Here is a 22919-nt window from a genome sequence, read left to right as displayed (position 1 = left end):
CGGGACCCGCTGCGGGCCGCACCGTGCGAAAAGACCACGGCAACCGCGTACCCCGTCAACACCCCTACGTCATAAGGGAGTTGACTGTCCGAAGACGTATGTACCGCCGAACCTTATGGGGCAATACTGCCCCTCTGCAACCTTGTCGCCGAAATTTCCAGAAACGATCTGGACCCGGCGTGAGCGGAACGGCACACTCGAACCAGAGTCAAGAAGGGACACCATGCCGCTCAGAAGCACCGCAACCGCCCGTCAGGAGCGCCTCGGTGCGGAGCTACGGAAGATGCGCGAGGCAGCCGGAATCACGGCCCGCGACACCGCCCGTCTGCTCGGCACCGACCCGGCCAAGGTCAGCCACATCGAGGCCGGACGGCTCGGCGTCAGCGAGGAGCGGCTGCGGCGCCTCGCGTCGTTCTACCAGTGCGGTGACGAGGCCCTCATCGACGCGCTGGTCGTGATGGCCAACGGCATCGGCCGCAAGGGCTGGTGGGAGGCCTACCGGGGGGTCGTGCCGGCCCCGCTGCTGGACATCGCCGAGCTGGAGTTCCACGGCACCGCGATGCGCGCCGTCCAGATCACCCACATCCCCGGTGTCTTTCAGACCGAGGACTACACCCGCACCATGTTCAGCAACACCGTCCTGCCGCTGCCCCAGGCCGAGTTGGAGGCGCGGGTCGCCCACCGGCTGGAGCGCAGCGGCGTCCTCTACCGCGACTCGGGGGCCCCGTACGAGGCGGTGATCCACGAGGCGGCGCTGCGGATGGGGTACGGCGGCCCCAAGATCGCCCGAGCGCAGCTCGACCATCTGCTGGAGCTGAGCCACCTGCCGCGGATAAGCGTCCGGGTCGTGCCGTTCGCGACCCACGCGTACTTCAGCTCCGGCCACGTGCACCTGTACGTGTGCGGCGCCGTACCCGCCCTCGACACGGTGCAGATGGACTCCTCGCCCGGCCCGATCTTCCTGCACGCCGCGCCCCACCTGGCCAACTACCGCGTCATCCACCAGCGTCTCGCCGCGGCCGCGCTCGACGAGTCCCCGTCACGGGACTTCATCCACGCCGTCGCCCGAGACCTCTGACATCCGAAGGCAGCCGATGACCGCGCATACCACGTCCTGGCAGAAATCCACGTACTCGAACGATTCGGGCGATTGTGTGGAGGTCGCCGTCTCGGCGGGTGGCGCGGTACTGATACGCGAAAGCGACGAACCGGGCGTCGTGCTGTCCACGACGCCCGGCGCGCTGGCGCGCTTCCTTCAGGCGATCAAGCGCGGCTCCGGCGCCTCCTGACGCCTCCCGGCGCGCCGGTCACGGCGTGGGGAGGGCGAGGAGGTGGGAGGTCAGGGCACGGTACCGGCGCAGGGCCAGACGCAGCGCCTCCGTGTCGCTGCCGCCCTGCGCCACCGCGGCCCGCGCACCGGCGACGGCACGCTCGGCCTGCTCCAGCGCCGTGGCGAGCACCTTCTCCGCCTCGCCGACCGCCGACTTCGGCTCGTCGACGAAGCTGACCACCGCCTTCTGCATCCGCTGCTCCAGCGCGTCCCCCGCACCGCCCGGCTGGGCGGACGGCGTACGGCGGTCGGCGGAGGCGGGCGCGGCGGCCGGAGCGGAGGCGGGCGCGGTGGCCGGGGCGGAGGCGGGCGGTGCGGCGGGGCGCTCCGGTGTCTCGCGCGACCCGGACATCTCGGCCGCCTCGGGCGCCTTGCGCATGTCCCGTCGGTCGGTGGTCCCGCGCGCCTCGGACGTCATGGGGGTCTCGCGCGTCTCGCGTGCCTCGGACGCCCTGGTGGACGTCTCGCGTGCCTCGGGCACCGGGGGCACCCCGCGCGCGCCGGGCGCCTTGCGGGTGTCGCGCGCCTCGGACGTCTCACGTGCCTCGTGCGTCTCGCGTGCCTCGGCAGCCTCGGAGGTCTCGGACGTCTCGGTCGTGTTCGGCTTCGTGTGCGTGTCGGTCATCGTTCCATCCCCGTTCCCGTCGTCGTCCGGTCCCGCGCGGTCAGCGCGGAGAACCGCTTGCCGAGCGGCGCCTTCTCGGAGCCGTCCGTCACCTCGTCGGCCTCGTAGGCCTTGTCGGCCTCGTCCGCGCCTCCGGCCCGCTCCGCGGGCACGGCTGCCGCCCCGAGCAGCTGCTCGAACAGGCCGCGCGCGGCCACGAGCGCGGTACGGCGCCCCTCGGTGTCGAGGGAGGCGTCGGTCGCCGCGGTGTGCGCGTCGCGGTAGCCCTGCACGTGGTAGGGGTGGTGGACGGAGAGCGCGTCGAGGTGCTCGGGCGAGTCCGCCGGGGGGTAGCCGCATTCGACGGCGAGTTCGCCGACGACGGTTTCCGCCTCGGCGAGCGCCGCACCCGGGTCGTCGACGAACTGCCCCTGGATCGCGGTCCAGCGCCCCGCGTACCGCTGCCGTGCGTCGTCGTCGAGCGACGTCCGCTCCATGTCGCGGTAGCGCTTGACGCGCCCGGCGAGTTCACGGCGGGCCGCCCGCGCGTCGCCGTCGTGCAGGGCGAGGGTGCGCTCGTACTCGGGGCCGAACCGCCGCTTCACGCCGGGTCCCGCGCTGCCGCCCTTGAGCAGGACGGCCGCGACTGCCGCGGCGATGACGACGATCGCCGCCACGAGGGCGATGATCGTTCCTGTGGACATGGTCTGCTCCCGTCTGTCCCGGTGTGGGCCTCAGACGTTCGGCTTGCCGCCATTCCGCCGCGCAAACCCGTAACAGCCCGCCCCCGCCGGGCGGTTACGCCTCCGTGCGGTAGGAGCCGCTGCGGGCGGCGGTCCGCGGTTCCGGGCGGTCGGCGTCGCCGCCGCACAGCTCGCTGCTGAGTTTGCGGACCAGCGCGGCCAGTTCGGCGTGCCCGGCCGGGTCCCAGTCGCCGAGGAGTCCGGCGAGGACGGAGCGGCGGGCCTCGGTGAGCTGCTCGGTGAGGGCGACGCCGGAGGCGGTGAGCACGAGCGGGTTGCCGGACCGTACGGCGTAGCCGCCGGCCTCCGCCTCGACCGCGGCGGTCTCGATCAGCTCGCTGGGCACGGTGGTGCGGCGGGCGAGTTCGACGGGGTCGGCGCTGCCGTCGTGGGCGATCCGCAGCAGCAGCCAGCTGGTGGCGGGGTGGATGTCGACGCCCGCGAGCCGGGTGATGCGCTGGTAGAGGTCGCGCCGCGCGTCCCGGCTGCCGAGCAGCGACAGGCAGCGGGCGATCTCGTCGAGCGAGGAGCGCTCCACGGGGTTGACGCCGACCGTCTCGCCGCCGTCGGGCACGGTGACGCTGCCGCGCAGCGGCTGCTCCTTGAGCAGCCAGGCCATGACGAAGCCGAGCGCGGCGACCGGGATCGCCCACAGGAAGACGGTCGTGATGGCCTGCGAGTACGCGTGCAGCACGGGCCCCTTGACGCTCGGCGGCAGCCCGCCGATGGCCTTGGGGTCGGCCTGGAGGCGCGCCGGGTCGAAGCCGGGCGGTACGGGAAGGCCGCGCAGCGCCGCGGTGAGCTTGTCGGAGAGCTGGTTGGTGAAGACGGTGCCGAAGACGGAGACACCGAAGGAGGCGCCGATGGAGCGGAAGAAGGTCGCACCGGAGGTCGCGGCGCCGAGGTCCTCGTAGCCGACGGCGTTCTGCACGGCGAGCACGAGCACCTGCATGACCATGCCGAGGCCCAGGCCGAAGACGAAGAAGTACAGGCTCATCACCCAGGTGGCGGTGTGCTCGTCGAGGGTGTGCAGGAGCAGCAGCCCGATCGCGGTGACGGCGGTGCCGAGGATGGGGAAGATCTTGTAGCGGCCGGTACGGCTGACGATCTGCCCGGAGACCGTGGACGCCAGCAGCAGGCCGACGACCATCGGGATCATGTGCACACCCGACAGCGTCGGCGAGTAGCCGTGCACGACCTGGAGGAAGGTCGGCAGGTAGGTCATCGCGCCGAACATGGCGAAGCCGATGATGAAGGAGATCACCGAGCAGACCACGAAGGTCCGCACCCGGAACAGCTTCGGCGGCAGCACCGGTTCCTGCGCGCGCCGCTCGATGACGACGAACGCGACGACCAGCAGCACCCCGGCCGCGGCCAGCGCGATGATCGACGGCGACCCCCAGGAGAGCGTGGTCCCGCCGAGCGAGGTGACCAGCACCAGGCAGGTCGCGGCGGCGGCGACGGTGGCCATGCCCAGGTAGTCGATGCGGTGCGAGGTGCGGCGGGCGGGGATGTGCAGCACGGCGGCGATGACGGCGAGCGCGACGACGCCGATGGGCAGGTTGACGTAGAAGACCCAGCGCCAGGACAGCTGCTCGGTGAACACCCCGCCCAGCAGCGGCCCCAGCACGCTCGCCGCGCCGAAGACACCGCCGAAGACGCCCTGGTAGCGGCCGCGGTCGCGGGGCGGCACGATGTCGCCGACGATCGCCATGGACAGCGCGATCAGCCCGCCGCCGCCCAGGCCCTGGAGCGCCCGGAAGGCGATCAGCTCCCCCATGCTCTGCGCGACACCGCACAGCGCCGAGCCGATCAGGAAGATCACGATGACGGTCTGGAAGAGCCGCTTCCGGCCGTACATGTCGCCGAGCTTGCCCCACAGCGGGGTCGCGGCGGTCGAGGCGAGCAGGTAGGCGGTGACGACCCAGGACAGGTGGTCGATGCCGCCCAGTTCGCTGACGATGGTCGGCAGCGCGGTCGACACGATCGTCTGGTCCAGGGCGGCGAGCAGCAGTCCGAGGGCGAGCGCCCCGATGGCGATCCGCACCTGCCGCCGGTCCTGGCCTTCCCCCGGCGCGACCGCCGTGGTGCTGGTGTCCTGCGCCATCAACGGCTCCTCGCGTCGCCCCCCGACGGTCGGACTCCCATATTCACACCATTGGTACGCCTTTGGCCTGCGGGAGTGCGCCACTGGGGAGGGACCGGCTGTGCGGCGGCATGGTGTGTCGGCATAATCACTGACACGTCTTTGCGAACGCGCGAACGACGGCAGGAGGGGAACCCAGTGGCGCCGCAGCAGCCGCACCGAGCAGCCGGTTCGTACGAGCCCGTGGAAGACGGTGTGACCGATGTGACGGGGGGGCCGGGCGGTGCGCGCGGCCAGGTCATCGAGGGCACGGTCGTCTCCGCGGGCGGCGGTGAGTACGCCGCCGAACGCTCTGCGGGGCACGGCGGGGAGTACGACGCCGGGTACGGCGCCGGGCGGGCCGCCGAGCGGTCGGCCGAACGCGCCGCCGCGCTCGCCGTGACCGAGGGCTTCCACCCGCTGCGGGTACGCCCCTACGTCGGGCCCTCCGACGACGGCACCGCCGCCGGTACGACCGCGCGCGCCCTCATCGACGTCGACCCGGACGGCGGCCCCGCCACCACCGACCTCGGCCTCTTCCCCACGGCCTACGCCGAGATGGAAGCGGCCGAGGAATACCCGGCGGGAGGCCCCGCCGGGCACGGTGCGCTGCTCGCGGAGGACGACGGGGCGGGTCCGGACCTCTACGAGCCGTCCGCCGCGGGTGCTGCCGCCGCTGCCGCTGCCGCCGCCGCGCACGGGCGGCACCGGCGCAGGCGGCGCGGCATCGTCGTGGCCGCCGCCGCGGTCGCCGCGTCCGCGCTCGCCGCCGGGGCGGTCGCCGTGACCGGCTCGGTCATGGGCGAGGAGAACGGCGGGACGCGGGCGCTGCCCGAGCCGTCCGCCGCGACGCCCGACGTCACCCTGCCCGCGGACGCGGCGCCGGGCGCCGCGTCCGAGCCCGTCGCCGTCACGCACACCCCACCGATGCGGGCGACGACCTCGCCCGCGCCCCGGCTCGCCCCGAAGGCGTCCGCGACGCCCACCGTGGCCGCCACGACCGCGCCGCCGTCCGCGACGGCGACGGTGAGCGCGCCGCCGCCCTCGCAGAGCGCGTCGCCACCGGTGACGGCTCCGCCGTCGGACGGCGGGACGTTGCGGCTCGGCGCGAGCGGGGCGGAGGTCAGCGACCTCCAGCAGCGGTTGACCCAGGTGTGGGTCTACGCCGGGCCCGTCAGCGGCACGTACGACCAGGCGACGGAGCGTGCGGTGGCGACGTTCCAGATCTGGTACGGCGTCCGGGGCGACCCCGCGGGCGTCTACGGTCCGGCGACGCGCTCGGCGCTGATGTCTGCGACGGCGTCCTCGGGGAACGGGCACCATCGCTGGTAGCTCTTTGCGGGGGCGCTCCGGGGGGGCTTGTCGCGGTGCGGTGTGCGACCTTCCCTGCGGTGGGGGCTGAGCGCGCAGTTCCCCGCGCCCCTTTCGCGGCGCGCCGGTGGGCGGGTCGGGGGCCGCCACGGGGCACCTCCTCGGAATGCGCCTTCACCCCCCTACGTAGTAGGTGAGCCCCTCCCAGCGCATTCCTGCGGGGGCACCCCGCACCGTCCCCCTCCAGGCCGGTTCAGCGGCTGCCTGTCGGTGGGGGTGAGGGTGAGGTTGAGGGTGCTCGTTTTTAGGGGCGCGGGGAACAAGGTCGCGCGGCGAACCGCAACAGGCCCCCCCGGGGCGCAAGGGGCCGCGTAAAAGAAAAAGAAGGGGCTAGGGTCAGGGCGATGGCGCCCTATGGAGTGGACGAGTTTCAGCTCATGCTGTTGCGGCGCATGGCGGATCACCAGCCGGGGCTGGTGGATGACGCCCTGCGCGCGCTGAGCGCCTCGCACGCGGACCTGCGGGCCGCGCACAACGGGTGGCAGGCGCGGCTGCGATCCCGCACGCATCCGGGGGGTGCCCGGCGGTACCGGATGGCGCTGGGGCCTCCCGAGCGGGAGGTGGAGCGGCGGATCGGTGATCTGACGTGCACCGCACTGCTGTGGCCCCTGCCGTTGTGGCCGGACCTGCGGTTCGAGGTGTTGTGCGCGCCGGGCGGCGGGGTGTGGAACGAGTGGCTGGTCCGCGCGCCGGGCGCGGCTCGTCCGGCGCTGGGCCGTACCGCGGATCTGGAGCCGTGGTCGTGCGTCGTCGAGGACGTGGCGCGGGCGTTTCCGCCGACCGAGCCGCTGCCCCCGGACGCGCCGAGCCGCGCCCGGCTCGCGCTGACGGCGCCGGAGACCGGCGAGCGGCTGGTCGCGCATTTCACGTGGGGCCTGCTGCAGTACGTCGCGGATCGCTGAGCAGCGCGTTTGTCGTACCGCCCATCCGTTTGTATCGTATGGGAACAAAGTGGTTCCGCCCGCTTCCCCTGACCGGCGGGCGGAGCCACTGCGCCACGTCGAGGGAGAGCCATGCCGTCCGTCTTCACCGTCCGCGCCCTGCTCCTCGACATGGACGGCACGCTGGTCGACTCCGGCGCGGTGGTGGAGCGCTGCTGGTCGCGCTTCGCGCACCGGCACGGGCTGGAGCCCGCGGCCGTTCTCGCGGTCGTGCACGGACGGCAGGGGCACGCCACGATGGCCGAGCTGCTGCCGGACCGCCCGATGGCGGAGAACTACGCGGAGAACGCGGTCATGCTGGCCGAGGAGACCGCCGATCTCGACGGCGTCGTCCCGGTCCCCGGCGCCCCCGCGTTCCTCGCCTCGCTCGCGGGGCTCCCGCACGCGCTGGTGACGTCAGCGAGCGACGGTCTGGCGCGGGCCCGTATGGAGGCGTCCGCGCTGCCGCTGCCGCCGGTCATGGTGACCGCGGAGCGGGTGGGCGCGAGCAAGCCGGATCCGGAGGGCTTCCTGAAGGGCGCCGCCGAGCTGGGCTTCGCGCCCGCCGAGTGCCTGGTCTTCGAGGACGCCGAGGTCGGTGTCGCGGCGGCGCGCGCCGGGGGGATGCCGGTCGTCGGTGTGGGTCCGCGCGCGGCGGCGTACGGGCCGGACGCGCTCGCCGCCACGCTGCTGGACGTGACGGTCACCGCGGGCCCGGAGGGCCTGCTCACGGTGACCGTCGGATAGTCAGCCGGCGATCGCCTCGTAGAGGCTGAAGACCGCGAGCACCGCCATGGCGGCGGCGGCGATCTTGGTGATGAGCGTGAGCGGCACCTTCTTCATGAGCATCCGCCCGCCGAAGATGCCGAGCGCGCCGACCGCCCACAGGCCGAGGACCGCGCCGATGCCGACGGAGAGCGGGTTGTCGTAGCGGGCGGCGAGGTTCGCGGTCATGATCTGCGTCAGGTCGCCGAACTCGGCGACCAGGATGAGCATGAAGCCCGCGCCCGCGACCTTCCAGAAGCTCTGGTCGGCGGGCGCCTTGACGTTCTCCTCGTCCTCCGGCTTGGAGCGCAGCAGCATCACCGCGCCGCCGAGGAAGAGGACGCCGACGATCGCCTGGAGCAGGCGGTGCGGGAGCAGCGTGAGCAGGCTGCCGGCGGCGATGGCGAGCGCGACGTGGACCAGGAAGGCCGCGGCGACGCCCGCGAAGACGTACGACGCCCGGTAGCGGGTGCCGAGCATGAGACTCGCGAGGGCGGTCTTGTCGGGGAGTTCGGCCAGGAAGATCACGCCGAAGACGACGACGATGACGGTCAGGCTGAGCACGGGTCGGTTTCCTCGATCGGTAGGGGCGCCCTGCCGAGAGACCGGAAAAAAGGGGGTCGCTTCGGCACGGCAGCGTTGGAACACTGCGGCCGAAGGTCTCGCTGGCGGTGCGCATCGCGTGCGATGCCCCACCGCTCCGGGCGCCGGCCAGGTCGCCTGCCGTGCCTTACGGCACCGCATACGAACCCGGCAGTATGTCGACGGTCCGGCGAAGAGCTACTCCCCTTCTGCTGCCCACCAGTGTACGGGACCCCGGACCTGGGCATATCCCGGGCACAGGAGTGGAACGGCGGCGGCGCGGGCCGTAACGATGCGGTATCGGCGGCACTTGGGGCGGAGCGGGAACGTTGCTTCAGGAGGTATTCCTGTCGTGACAAGGTCGTGATTGTCTCGTACGTCACTCACCCTGACCGGTACCGCCCGGCCATGCTGGCGTACGCTGTACGGCTGACGGCGGATGAAGATCCGCCGGCGTTGACGCAAGACCGGCACTGAGCGTTCACAAGGCCCTGACCTGTGCGAATGGTCAGGATCGATTCGTCATTGCAGGACCTGACAGGACCCGGAAGCGACATGTAGGACCGGCAAGGACGAGGAGGCGCGGTGCTGCAAGGCCTGGGCTCTCTTTTCGAGTGGCCGTGGATCTATCTGCTCGTCGCACTGTCCGTGCTGCTCGACGTCTTCGTGCCGGTGCTGCCCAGCGGTGTGCTGGTGGTGAGCGCGGCGACCGCCGGATCGACCGGCTCCAGCGACGACATACTCGACGTGGTGGCGCTGCTCGCCTGCGCCGCCATCGCGTCCTGCCTCGGGGATCTGCTCGCCTACCGGCTCGCCTTCCGCGGCGGGGAGTGGTTCGCCCGCCGGATGGCCGCCTCCCGGCGGCTGACGGCCGCGCACGACCGGCTCGGCCAGGTGCTGGCGAGCGGTGGCGGCGCCCTGGTCGTCCTCGCCCGTTTCGCGCCCGCGGGCCGCAGCGTGGTGAGCCTCGGCGCGGGTACGGCCCGCCGCCGGCCGCGTGAGTTCCTGCCGTGGTCGGCCCTTGCCGGGGTCTGCTGGGCCACCTACAGCGTGGGCCTGGGCTGGGTCGGCGGCGAGTGGCTGGGCGCGAGCTGGCTGGGCACGCTGATGTCCTTCGTCGCGCTGCTGGGCGCGGGTGTCTTCGCCGCGTACGTCTTCCGCCGCGAGCGGCGCTCGGCGCTGGCCGCCGCGAGCTACGCGGCCGTGCCGCTCACGATCCCGCCGCAGAGCGCCGCGGGTCCGGACCGCACCTCGGTCGTCGAGGCCCTGTAGCAGTCCGGCAGGGCACCGTGGAGCCCCGCGCGGGCCCCGGAGCGCACGCCGGGCGGCCGACCGCGTCGCGCGCCTGCCGTTCGCGCCCCCTCTCCGCCTTTCACCACCCGGCGCCACCCCGCGCCGCCCGTCCTGCACGGCTGCCCGCAGGGGCAGTTGTGCAGGCGTTTTCCGTTGCTCTCCCCCACCCGCCGTCAAAGTATTCTCACTCGATACGGCAATAGTCAGCACGCAGCGTCACCGAAAGAATGCTCCCGTATCACCCCCATACGGGAAGGACAGGCACCATGTCGGTAGATGCGGGCCAGGACACCGCACTCGGCAACTCCCCGGATGACGCGCGGACGAGCCTTGACACGGCCGCCGCGCGGAATCTGGCCACGACCACGAAGTCCGCGCCCCAGATGCAGGGGATCTCGTCCAGGTGGCTGCTGAAGGCGCTGCCCTGGGTGAACGTCAACGCGGGTACGTACCGCGTGAACCGGCGGCTGAGCTACGCCGTCGGGGACGGGCGCGTGACCTTCGTCAAGACCGGGTCGCAGGTCCGGGTCATTCCGCAGGAGCTGGGCGAGATCGCCGCCCTGCGGACCTTCACCGACGAGGAGGTGCTCACCGCCCTCGCCGACCGCTTCGTCCAGCGCGAGTTCGCGCCGGGCGACGTGCTGGCCGCGGCCGGCGAACCGGCCGACACGGTCTACCTGATCGCCCACGGCAAGGTCGACAAGCTCGGCGAGGGCTCCTACGGCGAGGAGAACCGTCTCGGCAGCGTCGCCGACGGCGGGTACTTCGGCGAGCAGGCCCTCCTGTCGGCCGACGCGGCCTGGGACTTCACCGCACGCGCGGTGACGACCACGACCGTCCTCGCGCTGACGCGGCAGGATCTGGAGCAACTGACCGCCCAGGCCGAGCCGCTGCGCACACATCTGGAAGCGGTGCGCGCGGTCCCGCAGCAGCGCACCAACCGCAAGGGCGAGGCCGACATCGCGTTCGCCTCCGGCCACCGCGGCGAGCCCCGGCTGCCCGGCACCTTCGTCGACTACGAGCTGAAGCCCCGCGAGTACGAACTGAGCGTCGCGCAGACCGTGCTGCGCGTCCACAGCCGCGTCGCGGACCTCTACAACGAGCCGATGAACCAGACCGAGGAGCAGCTCAAGCTGACGGTCGAGGCGCTGCGCGAGCGCCAGGAGCACGAGCTCATCAACAACCCGGAGTTCGGCCTGCTCCACAACGCGGAGTACGACCAGCGCATCCAGCCGCACGCCGGCCCGCCGCTGCCGGACGACCTGGACGAACTGATCAGCCGCCGCCGCGGCACCCGCTTCCTCTTCGCCCACCCGCGCACGATCGCGGCGATCGCCCGCGAGTGGACACGGGCCGGCATCTACCCCACCCCCGTCGAGCTGCACGGCCACTCCGTGCCCGCCTGGCGCGGCATTCCCATCCTGAGCTGCAACAAGATCCCGGTCACCGAGGCCCGTACGAGCTCGATCATCGCCATCCGTACCGGCGAGGACAACCAGGGCGTCGTCGGCCTCAACCAGACCGGCCTGCCCGACGAGTACTCCCCCGGGCTCAACGTCCGCTTCATGGGCATCGACGAGAAGGCCGTCATCAGCTATCTCGTCAGCACGTACTTCTCGGCCGCGGTCCTGGTGCCGGACGCGCTCGGCGTGCTGGAGAACGTGAACGTGTCCAACTGGGGCTGATCCTCAGCCCACAAGGGGGAGGCCCCGCCGCCGGTCCGGGCGGCGGGGCCTCCCCCTTCGGTTTGCTCCTCACGGGACGGATCGTGGTCCATGGCCGGACCTTGCAACTGCCCGGTCCGGCGGATCACGGCTCAGCGGACGGGGGCCCGACGGGCCGGCTGTCCGTACGGCGCAGGATCCGCCGGACCGGCCCTAGCCGAGGATGTCCCGGAGTGCGTCCGCCGAGACGGCGAGTCCGCTGCCGAAGGGCGAGTCGAGGTCCCAGATCAGGAAGAGCAGGAAGGCGATGAGCGCGCTGAACAGCCCGGCGAGCAGCAACTCGCGTGCCGAGCGCCGGATCTGCAGCGTGAAGATCAGGCCGACCGTCACCAGTGCCCCGGTGATCAGGCCGAACCACACCACCGGCGGCATCGTCGCCCCCGCGCTCTGCCCGCGCGCGGTGCGGGCCGCGTCCGCCGCGGCGACCTCGTCCACGAGCGGCTGGTAGGCCTGCGCCTCCAGGTCGGTCTTGGGGTCGTACTGCGTGATGTCGGTACGGACCTGGTCCAGCAACTGGGTGCCGCGCGGCGCGAGGTCGCCGTGGTGGCGCATGTACGGCCACTCCTTCTCGGCGGCGAAGGACGCGTAGGCGTCCACGTCGGCCCGCACCTTGTCGCGGATCGCGGGCGGGTAGACCTGCACCCGCTCCTTGACCTCGTGCAGGGCCTGCGCCTCGGCCTGGACGGTGGACTGCGCCCCGCTCTGGCCCTCCCACACCCCGGCGATGGCCAGGCCCAGCACGATCGCGTAGATCACACCGATCATCATGACCATGTACTCGATGACGTCCGGTGTCTCGTTCGGGTCGTCGTCGTCGCCGATCCTGCGCTGCCGCAGGACGACGATGGCGATCACGACCGCGCAGACCGCGACCATCGCGATCAGCAGGGCCACCCACTGCGTCATATGAACTCCCCCTCGCGTCCTACCGGTTGTTCCTGCGATACGCGCCCGATCCGGGCTTGAGCACGGCCGCGGCCAGCAGCCCCGGCACCGTCGTGACCAGCAGCACGGTCGTGAGCTTGCGGCGGTGCTGCACGGGCGCCGAGGCGGGCACGGGCGGCCGGTCGGGCCAGTGCACGGCGGGCGGCGCGGGTTCGGGCGCCGGTGCGGGCGCGGGTGTGGTCGGTGCCGGTTCCGGCGGCCGGGGGCTCGGTCTGGGCTTGGGCTTCGGGGCGGGCGGGGGCTGCGGGATGGCTCTCACCACCGGTTTCTTCGTGGGTTTCGGCTTCGGGTGCGGTACGGCCGTGGGTTTCGGGGTCGTGGTCGGCGCAGGCGTCGTGGGGGGCGGGGGCGGCGGTGTGGTCGGGGGTGGTGGCGGGGGCGTCGGCCGGTGGCAGTGCAGCGGCGCGGGCCACTTCCACTCCCGGTGCCAGTGCCCGCACCAGTGGAAGGGCCGCGGCAGCTTCGGCGGTTTCGGAAGGTGCGACGGGTGCGCGGGGTGCGGCGGCCGGGGCTTCGGCGTGTGGTGCGAGGCCGGGACCGCGGGCTCCGGCACCCGGACGCGGACGTCCACCTGCCCGCCGGAGACGCGTACGGAGACGTGTGCGGGGATCCGCACGGAGACGGCGCCCGGGGCGCGCGCGGAGGCGCGTACGGGCGAGGACGGCCGGTCGGCGGGATCGGGCGCGCGCACGGACCCGGGCGGGCGCGGGCGCCCCGGCGCGGCCTCCGCCGCACCGCTGACCCCCCACACCCCGGCGGCGGCCGTCACCACGGCGACCACCGTCCAGGCCCGCAAGCGCCTCCCTCTGGGAGTGCTCACGCGTTCATGGTCAGCACCGCGCAAGCCACCGCACAGACACATCGGCGGCATTCCCCGTAAGGGGGACCAAGGCCGTCAAACATACGATCACCTGCTCGAATCCCCCGGTCCGGTGGACCGCCCACCGGATGATCCACGACGAGCTGCTGCTCGACAGGAGTTCGCGGCTGAACATGGCCACGTTCGTGACGACGTGGATGGACCCCGAGGCCGAAGTGGCGGCAGCGCAGGCAGGCCGCCGGGCTGCCCGCGGACCGGCCCAACCTGGTCATGGGCTCCGACGTCCAGATCGTCGGCCGGCACTACAGATTCGTACGGCTCGGCCGCGAGGGCTGCACCAAGGTCATGGAGGGCCTGCGGGACACCGCGCGGTTCGTCGCCGACGGCATCTCCGCGCTCGACGCGTTCGAGGCACCGGGCCGCGTCCGGCTTCTCCCACCCGTGACGGCGGCTCCCCGGGGCCGCGCCCCGGGGCCCGCCCCGGCGGTCATCCCCCCGGCGGTCAACGCAGCGACGGTCAACCCAGCGCGGCCGCCTTGCGCATCAGCACGGACCGCTCGCGGGCGTTGCCGCACAGCCGTGCGGCGAACTCCAGCTCCTCCCGGGCCTCGGCGGTGCGGCCGAGGCGGGCCAGCAGCTCGCCGCGCACGCTCGGCAGCAGGTGCGACCCGGACAGCCCCCCGGCGGCGGCCAGCTCGTCCACCATGCGCAGGGCGGGCTCCGGCCCGCTCGCCATGGCGACGGCCACGGCACGGTTGAGCTGGACCACGGGCGAGGGGGCCACCCGCCCGAGCGCCTCGTAGAGCAGCACGATCCGCTCCCAGTCCGTCTCGCCCACCGAGGCCGCCGTCGCGTGGCAGGCGGCGACGGCGGCCTGCAACCCGTACGGCCCGAGGCCGCGCCCGGCGCCGCCGGCCCGGCCGAGCGCGGCCAGGCCCCGGCGGATCGCCGAGCGGTCCCAGCGGCGCCGGTCCTGGTCCTCCAGCAGCACCGGCTCCCCGTCCGGCCCGGTGCGCGCCGGGAAGCGCGCGGCGGTCAGCTCGAAGAGCGCGAGCAGTCCGTGCGCCTCCGGCTCGGCGGGCAGCAGCGCGGTCAGCGTCCGGGCCAGCCGGACCGCCTCGTAGGCGAGGTCGCGGCGGATCAGCTCGTCGCCCGCCGTGGCCGTCGAGCCCTCGGTGAAGATCACGTACAGGACGCTCAGGACGGCGCCGAGCCGCTCCCGGCGCTCCTCGGCGGGCGGCAGCTCGAAGGGGACGTGCGCGGCCGCGATCGTCTTCTTCGCCCGGGTGATCCGGGCCTGGACGGTCGCGGTGGGCACCAGGAACGCGCGGGCGACCTCCTGGCTGGACAGCCCGCCGACCACGCGCAGCGTGAGCGCCACCCGGGCCTCCGGTGAGAGCACCGGGTGGCAGGCGGTGAACATCAGCGCGAGGACGTCGTCGTCCACCCGGTCGGGGTCCCACGGCAGGTCGTCCGGCTGCCCGGCGACCGCGTGCACGCCCGAGCTGAACTCGCCCTCGGCCAGCTGCCCGGCGAGCAGCGCGTACCGCTCGTCGAGCGCCGACCGGCGGCGGTAGGCGTCGACGGCCCGCCGCCGCGCGGTCGCCAGCAGCCAGCCCACCGGGCTGTCCGGCACCCCGTCGCGCGCCCAGCCGACGAGCGCCTCGGCCAGCGCCTCCTGGGCGACGTCCTCGGCGAGCGCGAAGTCCCCGGTCCAGCGGGCCAGCGCGCCGACGATCCGCGCGGACTCGATCCGCCACACGGCCGAGGCGGCCCGCCGCGCCGCCTCGGCGGCCGGCGGGCCGCCACCGACCTCGGCCATCAGAGCTGGCCGGTCCGCTCACGCCAGGCCCGCTCCCTGACGATCCACTCGTTGTCCTGCGGGAATTCGTCGATACCCGGCACCCGCCGGATCTCGACCTTCGAACCGGCGGTCGCCGGGAGCCGCTTGGCCCACTCCACCGCCTCCTCCTTCGAGGCGACGTCGATGAGGTAGAAGCCGCCGAACAGCTCCTTGGTCTCCCCGTAGGGCCCGTCGGTGACCACCGGCGTCTCCGCCCCGAAGTCCACGACCACCCCCTGCGACGGGTCGTCCAGCCCCTCCGCGGCGACCAGCACCCCGGCCCGGATCAGCTCCTCGTTGAAGCGCCCCACCGTCTCCAGCATCTCGTCGAAGGGCGTCTCCATCATCTTCGCGACGGATTCGTCCGTCCCGCGCATGATCAGCATGTACTTCGCCATCGTGGCTCTCCTCGTCCGGGGGGTCGTCTGTCGACCCTCTCTATCCCAGGTCGAGCGGCGGACGCGCGGATCGACACAGGGCGCGGAAACGGAGCAGGTTTTTTTCTTCCGGTTCCTCTCCGGACTCCTCCGGTGCCGGAACGGGCCGCCGCCGGGGGGAACCGGACGGCCGGCAGGACCGTCGGTGAGGGGTGGGCGTGGACGGTTTCGAACCGCCGACATCCGCCTTGTAAGGGCGGCGCTCTACCACTGAGCTACACGCCCCGCAGAATGCGACGTCACAGGTTACCCCGCCGCGGGGGCCGGTGGGCAAGGGCATACCCGGGCGCGTACGGGGGTCCCGGGGGCGGGCGGACCGGGCCGTGTGTTCGGGGCGGGTGGGTGGGAGGATGGGACGCGACGGTGTGGGGCGGCGACACGGGGAGAGAGCAAAACGTGACGACGGCACGTTCGTGGTGGCGGCGCGGCGACAACACGCGTGCCGAGGCCCAGGCCGCGAAGGACGCCGCCGCGCAGGCCTTCTACGAGCTGGACACCGCGCAGCGGGAGCTGGAGATCTCCATCGAGACGATCTCGGCGGTCGAGCAGTCCGCCGAGGCCCGCAGGGCGCTGTCCGGCTTCGAGGCGCTCAAGAACCGCATCGACGAGGCCAGCGCGGCCTACATCCGTACCGTCGACGCCCACGACCTGGACCGGGACGACCTGGACCACGGCGCCGCCAACCGTGCGATCACCGAGCTGAACCGCGCCAAGGACGACCTGGCGAACGTGCGCAAGGAGCTGGAGCGCTACCAGACGCAGACGGCCCCGCTGCTGGACCGGGCCGAGACCCAGCTGGCCCGGCTCGCCCCGGCCCGTGAGCAGGCCAAGCAGACGCTGCTGGCCGCCAGCCAGGCGCTCGACGCCGTACGCGCCGCGGGGCTGGCCGCGGACGACCTCGCGGCCCGGCTCGCGGCGCTCGCCCCCGAGCTGACCAAGCTCAACGAGGGCGCCGCCAAGCACGGCGTGCAGGACACCGTGCGGCGCGCGAACGACATCCGGCTCAAGGCGGAGGCGATCCGGGCCGAGGCCGAGCGACTGCCGGAGCAGGCCCGGGAGATCGACAAGCGCCTGGTGTCGCTGCGCACCCGGGTGCAGGCGCTCGGCACCCGCGCGGAGGGCGTGGCCCCCGTGCTCAGCGAGCTGCGGCGGCGTTTCTCGCTCGCCTGCTGGCAGGACCTCCAGCCGGTGCCGGAGCAGGCCGCGCAGGCCGTACGGCAGGCGGAGACGACGCTCGCCGAGGCCCGCCGGGCGCGGGACGCCCAGCAGTGGGCGCAGGCCACCGCGAAGCTCGCGACGGTGCGCGCGCTCATGGACGACGTGGACGGCGCGGTGGGCGCCGCGCGGGACCGGTTGCAGCGCCTCAACGAGGTCAGCAAGGACCCGAAGGCCGAGGTCGAGCGCACCCGCTTCGCGATCCGGGACGCCCAGCGGCTGGCGATGCAGGGCCGCACCCAGCCCGAGCCGCGGCACGCCCGCCCGCTGGACGAGGCGGTCGCGCGGCTGGACCGGGCGCTGGCCGGGCTGGAGGGGGCGCACCCGGACTACTGGGCGTTCCTGACCGAGACGGCCGCGGTGCGCGAGAAGGTCAACCGTGTGGTGTCCAACATCCGCGAGGACCGCGCGGCCGGCCGCTGAGGAATCCTTTTCCCGGCTTCCCGGCTTCCCGGCTCTCGGGCCCGGGGCCCAGCCCCGGGCCGCGTCCGTACCGCGTCAGCTGCAGCAGCCGCCACCGCAGCAGCCGCCTCCGCCGCCCGCGGGGGCCGGGGCGGCCGCGGAACCGCCGGCGGACGAGGCGGTGCCGCCGACCGAGACGGTCGAGAGCAGCTTGACGGTGTCGCCGTGGCCCTGGGGGCAGGGCGCGGGGGCGGCGGACTGCGACATGGGGCGGCGCATCTCGAAGGTCGCGCCGCACGTCTTGCACCGGTATTCGTAACGAGGCATGGCCACAGCGTATCGGGGCCGCGCTGCCGGGCGGCGGTCCCCGGCCTATCCTGGGAAGTGGCGTCCTCGACCGGTCAACCTCCCCGAAGGAGACGCCCATGCAGCTGAACGACCACGTCCCCGTCGACCACCGGCTCAGTCAGGTCTACCGCTTCGGCGCCGGACTGATGGGCCTGATCCTCGTCGTCTTCGGCATCCTCGGCCTGCTCAACCACGTCTCGTTCCTGAACCAGGCGGGTGAGCGCGTCGCGGGCCTGAACTCCAACGGAGCGCTCAGCTCGATCTCGATCGGCGTCGGCGCGCTGCTGTTCGTCGGCATGGTCATCGGCGGCAATTTCGCCTCCACCCTCAACATCTGCGTCGGCGCGGCCTTTCTGATCAGCGGCTTCGTCAACCTGGCGCTGCTGGACACGGACAGCAACCTGCTGGCGTTCAAGATGTCCAACGTGCTCTTCAGCTTCGGGGTGGGGCTGCTGCTGCTCTTCTTCGGCATGTACGGGCGGGTGACGGGCGGTCTCCCGCACGACAACCCGTACTGGCGCAAGCGGCACCCGCAGGAGGCCGCACGCGAGTACGAGGCCCGCGAGAAGGCGGCCGCCCCGCAGCGCCGCCCGCCGCCGCGCGGCATCCCGCAGCACTGACCTGCGCCCCGACGGCGGCACATAGGCCACCGGCCATACGTATGAGGTATGACCGGTGGCCTATGTGCATGGCAGCCGTGCCGGGCGGCTAGCGGCGGCGGGCCAGGGTCAGCCCGTCCGCCACCGTGAGCAGGACGTCGTCGACCCGGTCGTCGGCCCGCACGTGGTCGTTGAACGCGCGGATGGCCGCGCCGCCGCCCGTGGTGTCCGGGTCGCTGACGTCGCCGTGGAAGAGGGTGTTGTCGACGACCAGCAGGCCGCCGGGGTTCATCCGCGGCACCAGCTCCTCCCAGTAGTCGACGTACGCGCCCTTGTCGGCGTCGAGGAAGACCAGGTCGATCCACGGGCCCTCCGGCAGCGCCCGCAGCGTCTCGATCGCCGGGGCGATGCGCAGGTCGATACGGTCGGCGACGCCCGCCTTCTGCCACGCCTCACGGCCAACGGCCGTCCACTCCTCCGAGACGTCGCACGCGATGACCCGCCCATCCTCGGGCAGCGCCTGGGCCATCGACAGCGTCGAGAAGCCGGTGAAGGTGCCGACCTCGACGATCTGCCGCGCGCCGGTCAGCCGCACCAGGAACGCCAGCAGCGGGCCCTGCTCCTCCGCCGTCTGGAGGCCCGCGACATCGCCGAGCCGCTGGTGGGTGACGTCCACCAGTTCGCGTTGCACCGGGTCGAGCGGATTGTGCTCCAGGACGTATGCGTACAGCTCGGGCGTGAGCTGCGGGTTTTTCGTTTCGTACACGAGTCTGCTCCCAGGTCTGGCACTTAGGGTGACGGGATGCTTGTCGATGACGCGGTCGCCCTCGTGCCCAGCATTCCAGGCCGCCGCGCGCTGCTGGGGCTCGCGGGCGCGCCCGCCGCGGGCAAGTCGACGCTGGCCAGGCGGCTGGTCGCGGGCGTCGACGAACGGCTCGGCGCCGGAACGGCCGCATATGTGCCGATGGACGGCTTCCACCTGTCCAACGCGCAACTGGACCGGCTGGACCTGCGCGACCGCAAGGGCGCCCCCGAGACGTTCGACGTGGACGGCTACGTGGTGCTGCTGGAGCGGCTGCGGGCGGAGCGGGCGCGCCCGGTCTACGCGCCCGACTTCGACCGGCGCCTGGACGAGCCGATAGCGGCCGGTCTCGTCGTGCCGCCCGGCACCGCGCTCGTCGTCACCGAGGGCAACTACCTCGCCGACGACGGCCCCGGCTGGGCGCGGGTGCGCGACCTGCTGGACGAGCTGTGGTACGTCGAGACGCCGCGGGGCCTGCGGGAGCGGCGGCTCCTGCGCAGGCACCTGCGCGGCGGGCGGACCGAGGAGGAGGCGCGGGAGTTCATCGCCTCCAGCGAGCGCGTCAACGCGGTGCGCGTGGAGAAGGGGCGGGGGCTGTGCGACCGGGTCGTCTCTCCACGGGAGGGTTAGGGGTGCCGCTCACACGTGTGCCAGGAACTCCCGGAGGATCTGTTCGCCCGCGGCCACGCCCGCCGTGGGGAGGGGGGTGACGGTGGGGGCGGTCCAGCCGGTGTCGGCGAGTTCGCCGTGGCCGGGGGTCCAGCCGCGGTCGGCGGCGAGCAGGAGGTCGACGTCGAGGAGGGAGTCGCCGGCGGCCAGGACGCGGTCGGCGCCGGTGCGGCGGACGACCTCGGCCAGGGCCGCGCTCTTGGACAGCGGCCGGGGCACCGCGTAGATCTTGCGGCCCTGGAGGGAGACCGTCCAGCCGAGCGGTTCGGCCCAGGCGCCGAGTTCCTTGACCCACCCGGCGGGCAGCCGCTCGCGGTCGACGACCAGGTAGCAGAAGAGGTCCTCGGCGATCCGCTCCTTGCGCATCCACTCGGGGTCGGCGGTCGCGGCCAGGTGCGCGCGCACCTCGTCGAGCGGGGCGGAGCCGTCGGCGAGCCGGCGGCGCATCTCGGTGTTCCAGTCGTGGTCGGTGCGCCCGTTGACCAGCAGGTGCCCGCCGTTGGCGCAGATCGCGTAGCTCGGCGTGGGGCAGGGCAGGCTGATCCGGCGGTACTGCTTGCGGGTGCGGGTGGTGGCGGGCACGAAGCGTACGGTGTCGGACAGTTCGGCCAGGACGCGGGCGGCGGTCTCGGTCATGAACGACAGCGGGCGGCTCTCGTGCACCTCGACGCACAGCAGCCGCGGGGCCTGCTCGTCGGGCATGCCCAGGGCGAGCGCGGCGGCCGAGTAGATGAGGGTGCGGTCGAGGTCGCTGGCGACGATCGTCCGGCTGTAGGCGCGGTTCACCGGCCTGCCACCGCCTTGCCGTCGGTGCCGGTCGCGCCGCGGGTGTAGCGCGGGTGGATGAGGCCGACGCACGAGTAGGGCAGGTCGTCGGTCTCCTCGACGGGCACCCCGCGCTGCTCGGCGAGCAGGCGTACGTGGTCGAGGTCGGCGCCCGCGCCGCGGGAGGCGAGGATCTTCCACGGGACGCGCCGCAGCAGCACCCGGGTGGTCTCGCCGACGCCGGGCTTGACGAGGTTGACGTCGCCGATGCCGTACTCCTCGCTGATCCGCTCGACGGCCGCCCAGCCCGCCCAGGTCGGGGAGCGGTCCTGCGCGCGCAGCGCCTTGACGTCGCGGGCGACGTCGTCGCCGACCTCGTCGAAGGCGGCGGTGACGGTGTCGAGGAAGAGTCCGGAGACGTCGGAGCCGGCCAGCTCGCGGTAGAACTTGGCGCCGTGGAACTCGCCGGGCCCGACGAGGTCGGCGCGCAGCACGGTGCGCGAGACGAGGCCGGAGACGGTGGAGTTGAGGCACGCGGAGGGGATCAGGAAGTCGTCGCGGGTGCCGTACGTGGACACGCAGCCGCCGGGGTCGGCGAGCACCGCGATCTCCGGGCGGAAGCGGGCGAACTCGGGGAAGGCGCCGATGGCGTCGGCGAGTTCGCGGGTGATGGCGCCCTTGCCCGTCCAGCCGTCGACGAAGACGCAGCCGGCGGCGTCGTGGTGGGCGGCGAGCCAGCGCAGCGCGGCGGGGTCGATGCCGCGGCCGCGGACGATGGAGACGGCGTAGTGCGGGAGGTCCAGGCCGTGCGCCTGCCGGGCCCAGCGGCGCATCAGCACGCCGACCGGGGTGCCGGCGCGGGCCAGCGACACCAGGACGGCGTCGGGGCCGCGCTCGGCGAGCACCAGCTCGGTCACGGCGCCGACCGCGCGGGCGATGCGCCCGGCGGAGGTCTCCAGGGCCGCCCGGAAGAGGTCCTGGTAGGCGGCGCTGGGCTGGTACTCGACAGGCAGCGACTCGGCGTAGTGGGCGCCGCCGCTCTGGATGGCCTCCTCGCGCTCCTCGGTGGGTGCTTCGAGCTGCACGTCGGACAGGTCCTTGAGCAGCCAGCCCACCTCGTCCGCGGCATAGGAGCCGAAGGCGGGGCCGCGCAGCGGTCCGGGGGTTGCACTCATCAGGCCGGGGTTTCCGTTCGGTCGGGAGGGGGCGGGCTCATGGGCGGGGGCGGGCTCATCGGCGGAGGCCGGCTCGTGGGTGGGGACGACGGCGAGCAGCACCGCGCCGGTGTGCGGGGCGAGGGAGGCGAGCAGCCCGCCGGGCGCGTGCAGCGCCGGGGTGTCGCCCGCGGAGTCGGTGACGACCACGACGGCGTCGAATCCGGCGCCCGCGACGTTGTAGGCGTACCGCTCGCGCGAGCCGTCGTCGGCGGGGTCGTCGTGCGCGGGGAAGACGAGCCGGCTGCGTATCGCGTAGCCGGGGTCGTCGACGGCGAGCACGGGTGAGCGGGTGGTGGTGGAGAAGTACGCCGCCACCCCGGCCGCCGCCTCCGCCTCCGCTCCCGCCGGGAGCCCCTCGGCGCCCTCCTGCGGCCCCGCGGGCGCCCCGCCGGGCGCGTAGGCCTCCAGGGCCTGGGCGAGCCGCAGCGGCGCGTACATCAGCTCCTCGGTGCCGAGGACGAGCACCCGGCGGGCGCCCACCGGGAGGGCCTCGGCGAGGCGGCGGCCCATGGCGGGCAGGGCGGCCTCCAGGGCGGCGCGGTGGGCGGGCAGGAAGCCGTGCCGGCCGCCGTCGGGCACGCCGGCGGGCCAGTCCAGGGCGACGCGGCGGACCTCGGCGGCGGGGGCGTCGGCCGCCTCGGCGGCGGGGGTCAGCTCGGCGACGAGGGCCTGGGCGGCGGTGAGCACGCCGTCCGGGAGCGTGACCGTCCCGGCGGCCAGCGACAGCACGTCGACGCGGGCGCCCAGCTCCGCGGCGAAGGCGGTGAGCCGGGCGTGGTCGGCGGGGGCGCGCATGTCGGTGAGGGCGACGACGACGTAGTGGCCGCGCGGGTGGCGGGCGTGCAGGTCGCGGATGGTGTTGAGGACCGTCTGCCCGGTGGAGAACTCGTCGTCGACGAGCACCAGCGGCCCCGTCCCGGCGAGCAGTGCCGGGTCCTCGGGCAGCAGCAGGTGGCCGGTGGCGTGGCTGTGCTCCTCCTGGAAGGCGCCGCCGGAGGCGAGCCCGGCCACCTCCCGGCGGGTGGAGTGCAGGTACGGCACGGGTCCGACGCCGTCGGCGACGGCGTGGCCGAGTCCGGTCGCGGTCTCGGCGTAGCCGACGACGACGGCGCGGGCCGCGTCCTGCTCGCCGAGCAGCGCGCGGACCCGCAGGCCCAGGTCGTGGGCGTGCCCGTAGACCGTGCCGGGGCGCTGCGGGACGTGCTTGCCGAGCACGTTGGACACCAGCAGGTGGGCGCGCTTGGGGTTGCGGCGCAGGGCGAGGCCGAGCAGATCGGGCAGGCCCTCGCCGTGCAGGGCTATGCCGAGCCGGTCGGCGACCCACTGGCCCGGCCAGGGGGCGTCGGCGGCGGGGCGGGGGCGGTCTTCTCCGGTGAATTTCATGTCTTGTACAAGGATGC

22 protein-coding genes and 1 tRNA gene are annotated in these 22919 nt (G+C 73.5%); 10 read left to right on the top strand and 13 right to left on the bottom strand.

Annotation, left to right across the window (positions count from 1 at the left end; genetic code table 11):
* Positions 1 to 223: 223 nt before the first annotated feature.
* Complete coding sequence (locus ACWERV_RS13785; protein WP_398191776.1) at positions 224 to 1078, top strand: helix-turn-helix domain-containing protein; 855 nt, start codon at positions 224 to 226, stop codon at positions 1076 to 1078.
* Positions 1079 to 1094: 16 nt separating this feature from the next.
* Positions 1095 to 1289, top strand: coding sequence for a DUF397 domain-containing protein (locus tag ACWERV_RS13780; RefSeq protein ID WP_398191779.1), 195 nt, complete (start codon positions 1095 to 1097; stop codon positions 1287 to 1289).
* A gap of 18 nt (positions 1290 to 1307) precedes the next feature.
* Here ACWERV_RS13780 and ACWERV_RS13775 read toward each other — a convergent pair whose 3' ends face one another.
* The 3 genes from ACWERV_RS13775 to ACWERV_RS13765 all read right to left on the bottom strand — a co-directional run bounded on the left by ACWERV_RS13775 (position 1308) and on the right by ACWERV_RS13765 (position 4784).
* Complete coding sequence (locus ACWERV_RS13775) at positions 1308 to 1955, bottom strand: hypothetical protein (RefSeq protein ID WP_452932534.1); 648 nt, start codon at positions 1953 to 1955, stop codon at positions 1308 to 1310.
* Positions 1952 to 2638: a hypothetical protein gene (locus tag ACWERV_RS13770; RefSeq protein ID WP_452932531.1), complete on the bottom strand. Its 687-nt coding sequence runs from the start codon at positions 2636 to 2638 to the stop codon at positions 1952 to 1954. Before ACWERV_RS13770 ends, ACWERV_RS13775 begins: the two co-directional genes overlap by 4 nt.
* Positions 2639 to 2732: 94 nt before the next feature.
* Positions 2733 to 4784 (bottom strand): MFS transporter, encoded by a 2052-nt coding sequence (locus tag ACWERV_RS13765; RefSeq protein WP_398191788.1) that lies wholly within the window; start codon positions 4782 to 4784, stop codon positions 2733 to 2735.
* Positions 4785 to 5018: 234 nt separating this feature from the next.
* Here ACWERV_RS13765 and ACWERV_RS13760 point away from each other — a divergent pair, with 234 nt between their 5' ends.
* The 3 genes from ACWERV_RS13760 to ACWERV_RS13750 all read left to right on the top strand — a co-directional run bounded on the left by ACWERV_RS13760 (position 5019) and on the right by ACWERV_RS13750 (position 7840).
* Positions 5019 to 6134 carry a peptidoglycan-binding domain-containing protein gene (locus ACWERV_RS13760; protein ID WP_452932529.1) on the top strand — a complete coding sequence of 372 codons (1116 nt, stop codon included), beginning with the start codon at positions 5019 to 5021 and terminating at the stop codon, positions 6132 to 6134.
* Between the two features lie 383 nt (positions 6135 to 6517).
* On the top strand, positions 6518 to 7075 hold the full coding sequence (locus tag ACWERV_RS13755; protein WP_398191794.1) for a hypothetical protein: 558 nt from the start codon (positions 6518 to 6520) through the stop codon (positions 7073 to 7075).
* Positions 7076 to 7186: 111 nt separating this feature from the next.
* Positions 7187 to 7840 (top strand): HAD-IA family hydrolase, encoded by a 654-nt coding sequence (locus tag ACWERV_RS13750; RefSeq protein ID WP_398191797.1) that lies wholly within the window; start codon positions 7187 to 7189, stop codon positions 7838 to 7840.
* Here ACWERV_RS13750 and ACWERV_RS13745 read toward each other — a convergent pair whose 3' ends face one another.
* Positions 7841 to 8422 (bottom strand): TMEM165/GDT1 family protein, encoded by a 582-nt coding sequence (locus ACWERV_RS13745; protein WP_398191800.1) that lies wholly within the window; start codon positions 8420 to 8422, stop codon positions 7841 to 7843. It lies immediately after the preceding gene.
* A gap of 603 nt (positions 8423 to 9025) precedes the next feature.
* Here ACWERV_RS13745 and ACWERV_RS13740 point away from each other — a divergent pair.
* Together ACWERV_RS13740 and ACWERV_RS13735 are read left to right on the top strand one after the other, a co-directional pair.
* Positions 9026 to 9712, top strand: coding sequence for a DedA family protein (locus ACWERV_RS13740; protein WP_398191803.1), 687 nt, complete (start codon positions 9026 to 9028; stop codon positions 9710 to 9712).
* A 287-nt stretch (positions 9713 to 9999) separates the two neighbouring features.
* Complete coding sequence (locus tag ACWERV_RS13735; protein ID WP_452932524.1) at positions 10000 to 11418, top strand: family 2B encapsulin nanocompartment shell protein; 1419 nt, start codon at positions 10000 to 10002, stop codon at positions 11416 to 11418.
* 192 nt (positions 11419 to 11610) lie between these two features.
* On the opposite strand, the gene ACWERV_RS13730 is transcribed toward ACWERV_RS13735, so the two are convergent.
* From ACWERV_RS13730 to ACWERV_RS13710, 5 genes are all read right to left on the bottom strand, one after another.
* Positions 11611 to 12363 (bottom strand): bestrophin-like domain, encoded by a 753-nt coding sequence (locus tag ACWERV_RS13730; RefSeq protein WP_452932521.1) that lies wholly within the window; start codon positions 12361 to 12363, stop codon positions 11611 to 11613.
* A gap of 19 nt (positions 12364 to 12382) precedes the next feature.
* Positions 12383 to 13222: a hypothetical protein gene (locus tag ACWERV_RS13725; protein ID WP_452932519.1), complete on the bottom strand. Its 840-nt coding sequence runs from the start codon at positions 13220 to 13222 to the stop codon at positions 12383 to 12385.
* A 517-nt stretch (positions 13223 to 13739) separates the two neighbouring features.
* The gene (locus ACWERV_RS13720) at positions 13740 to 15044 is read right to left on the bottom strand and encodes an RNA polymerase sigma factor (protein ID WP_452932516.1); all 1305 of its coding nucleotides are present in this window, start codon (positions 15042 to 15044) and stop codon (positions 13740 to 13742) included.
* Complete coding sequence (locus ACWERV_RS13715; protein WP_398191816.1) at positions 15044 to 15463, bottom strand: YciI family protein; 420 nt, start codon at positions 15461 to 15463, stop codon at positions 15044 to 15046. Before ACWERV_RS13715 ends, ACWERV_RS13720 begins: the two co-directional genes overlap by 1 nt.
* A gap of 192 nt (positions 15464 to 15655) precedes the next feature.
* Positions 15656 to 15727: transfer RNA gene (locus tag ACWERV_RS13710), tRNA-Val, on the bottom strand.
* 6 nt (positions 15728 to 15733) lie between these two features.
* Here ACWERV_RS13710 and ACWERV_RS13705 point away from each other — a divergent pair.
* Positions 15734 to 17140, top strand: a complete 1407-nt coding sequence (locus tag ACWERV_RS13705; protein ID WP_452932513.1) for a hypothetical protein — start codon at positions 15734 to 15736, stop codon at positions 17138 to 17140.
* Between the two features lie 75 nt (positions 17141 to 17215).
* On the opposite strand, the gene ACWERV_RS13700 is transcribed toward ACWERV_RS13705, so the two are convergent.
* A complete protein-coding gene (locus ACWERV_RS13700; protein WP_398191822.1) occupies positions 17216 to 17446 on the bottom strand; it encodes an FmdB family zinc ribbon protein in 231 nt (76 codons plus the stop codon).
* Positions 17447 to 17544: 98 nt separating this feature from the next.
* Between ACWERV_RS13700 and ACWERV_RS13695 the strand changes: the two genes are divergently transcribed.
* Positions 17545 to 18087: a DUF4383 domain-containing protein gene (locus tag ACWERV_RS13695; RefSeq protein WP_452932509.1), complete on the top strand. Its 543-nt coding sequence runs from the start codon at positions 17545 to 17547 to the stop codon at positions 18085 to 18087.
* Between the two features lie 88 nt (positions 18088 to 18175).
* On the opposite strand, the gene ACWERV_RS13690 is transcribed toward ACWERV_RS13695, so the two are convergent.
* Complete coding sequence (locus ACWERV_RS13690; RefSeq protein WP_398191827.1) at positions 18176 to 18832, bottom strand: O-methyltransferase; 657 nt, start codon at positions 18830 to 18832, stop codon at positions 18176 to 18178.
* A 36-nt stretch (positions 18833 to 18868) separates the two neighbouring features.
* Here ACWERV_RS13690 and ACWERV_RS13685 point away from each other — a divergent pair, with 36 nt between their 5' ends.
* Positions 18869 to 19498 (top strand): nucleoside/nucleotide kinase family protein, encoded by a 630-nt coding sequence (locus ACWERV_RS13685; protein WP_452932506.1) that lies wholly within the window; start codon positions 18869 to 18871, stop codon positions 19496 to 19498.
* 9 nt (positions 19499 to 19507) lie between these two features.
* On the opposite strand, the gene ACWERV_RS13680 is transcribed toward ACWERV_RS13685, so the two are convergent.
* Both ACWERV_RS13680 and ACWERV_RS13675 read right to left on the bottom strand, forming a co-directional pair.
* On the bottom strand, positions 19508 to 20323 hold the full coding sequence (locus ACWERV_RS13680; RefSeq protein WP_452932504.1) for an HAD family hydrolase: 816 nt from the start codon (positions 20321 to 20323) through the stop codon (positions 19508 to 19510).
* Complete coding sequence (locus ACWERV_RS13675; protein ID WP_452932502.1) at positions 20320 to 22902, bottom strand: phosphoribosyltransferase; 2583 nt, start codon at positions 22900 to 22902, stop codon at positions 20320 to 20322. Before ACWERV_RS13675 ends, ACWERV_RS13680 begins: the two co-directional genes overlap by 4 nt.
* Between the last annotated feature and the right edge of the window lie 17 nt (positions 22903 to 22919).

This window comes from Streptomyces sp. NPDC004031 (genome assembly GCF_053604375.1).
The sequence above is the reverse complement of the archived record's forward strand: the minus strand, read 5'-3'. Positions and strand labels throughout refer to the sequence as shown.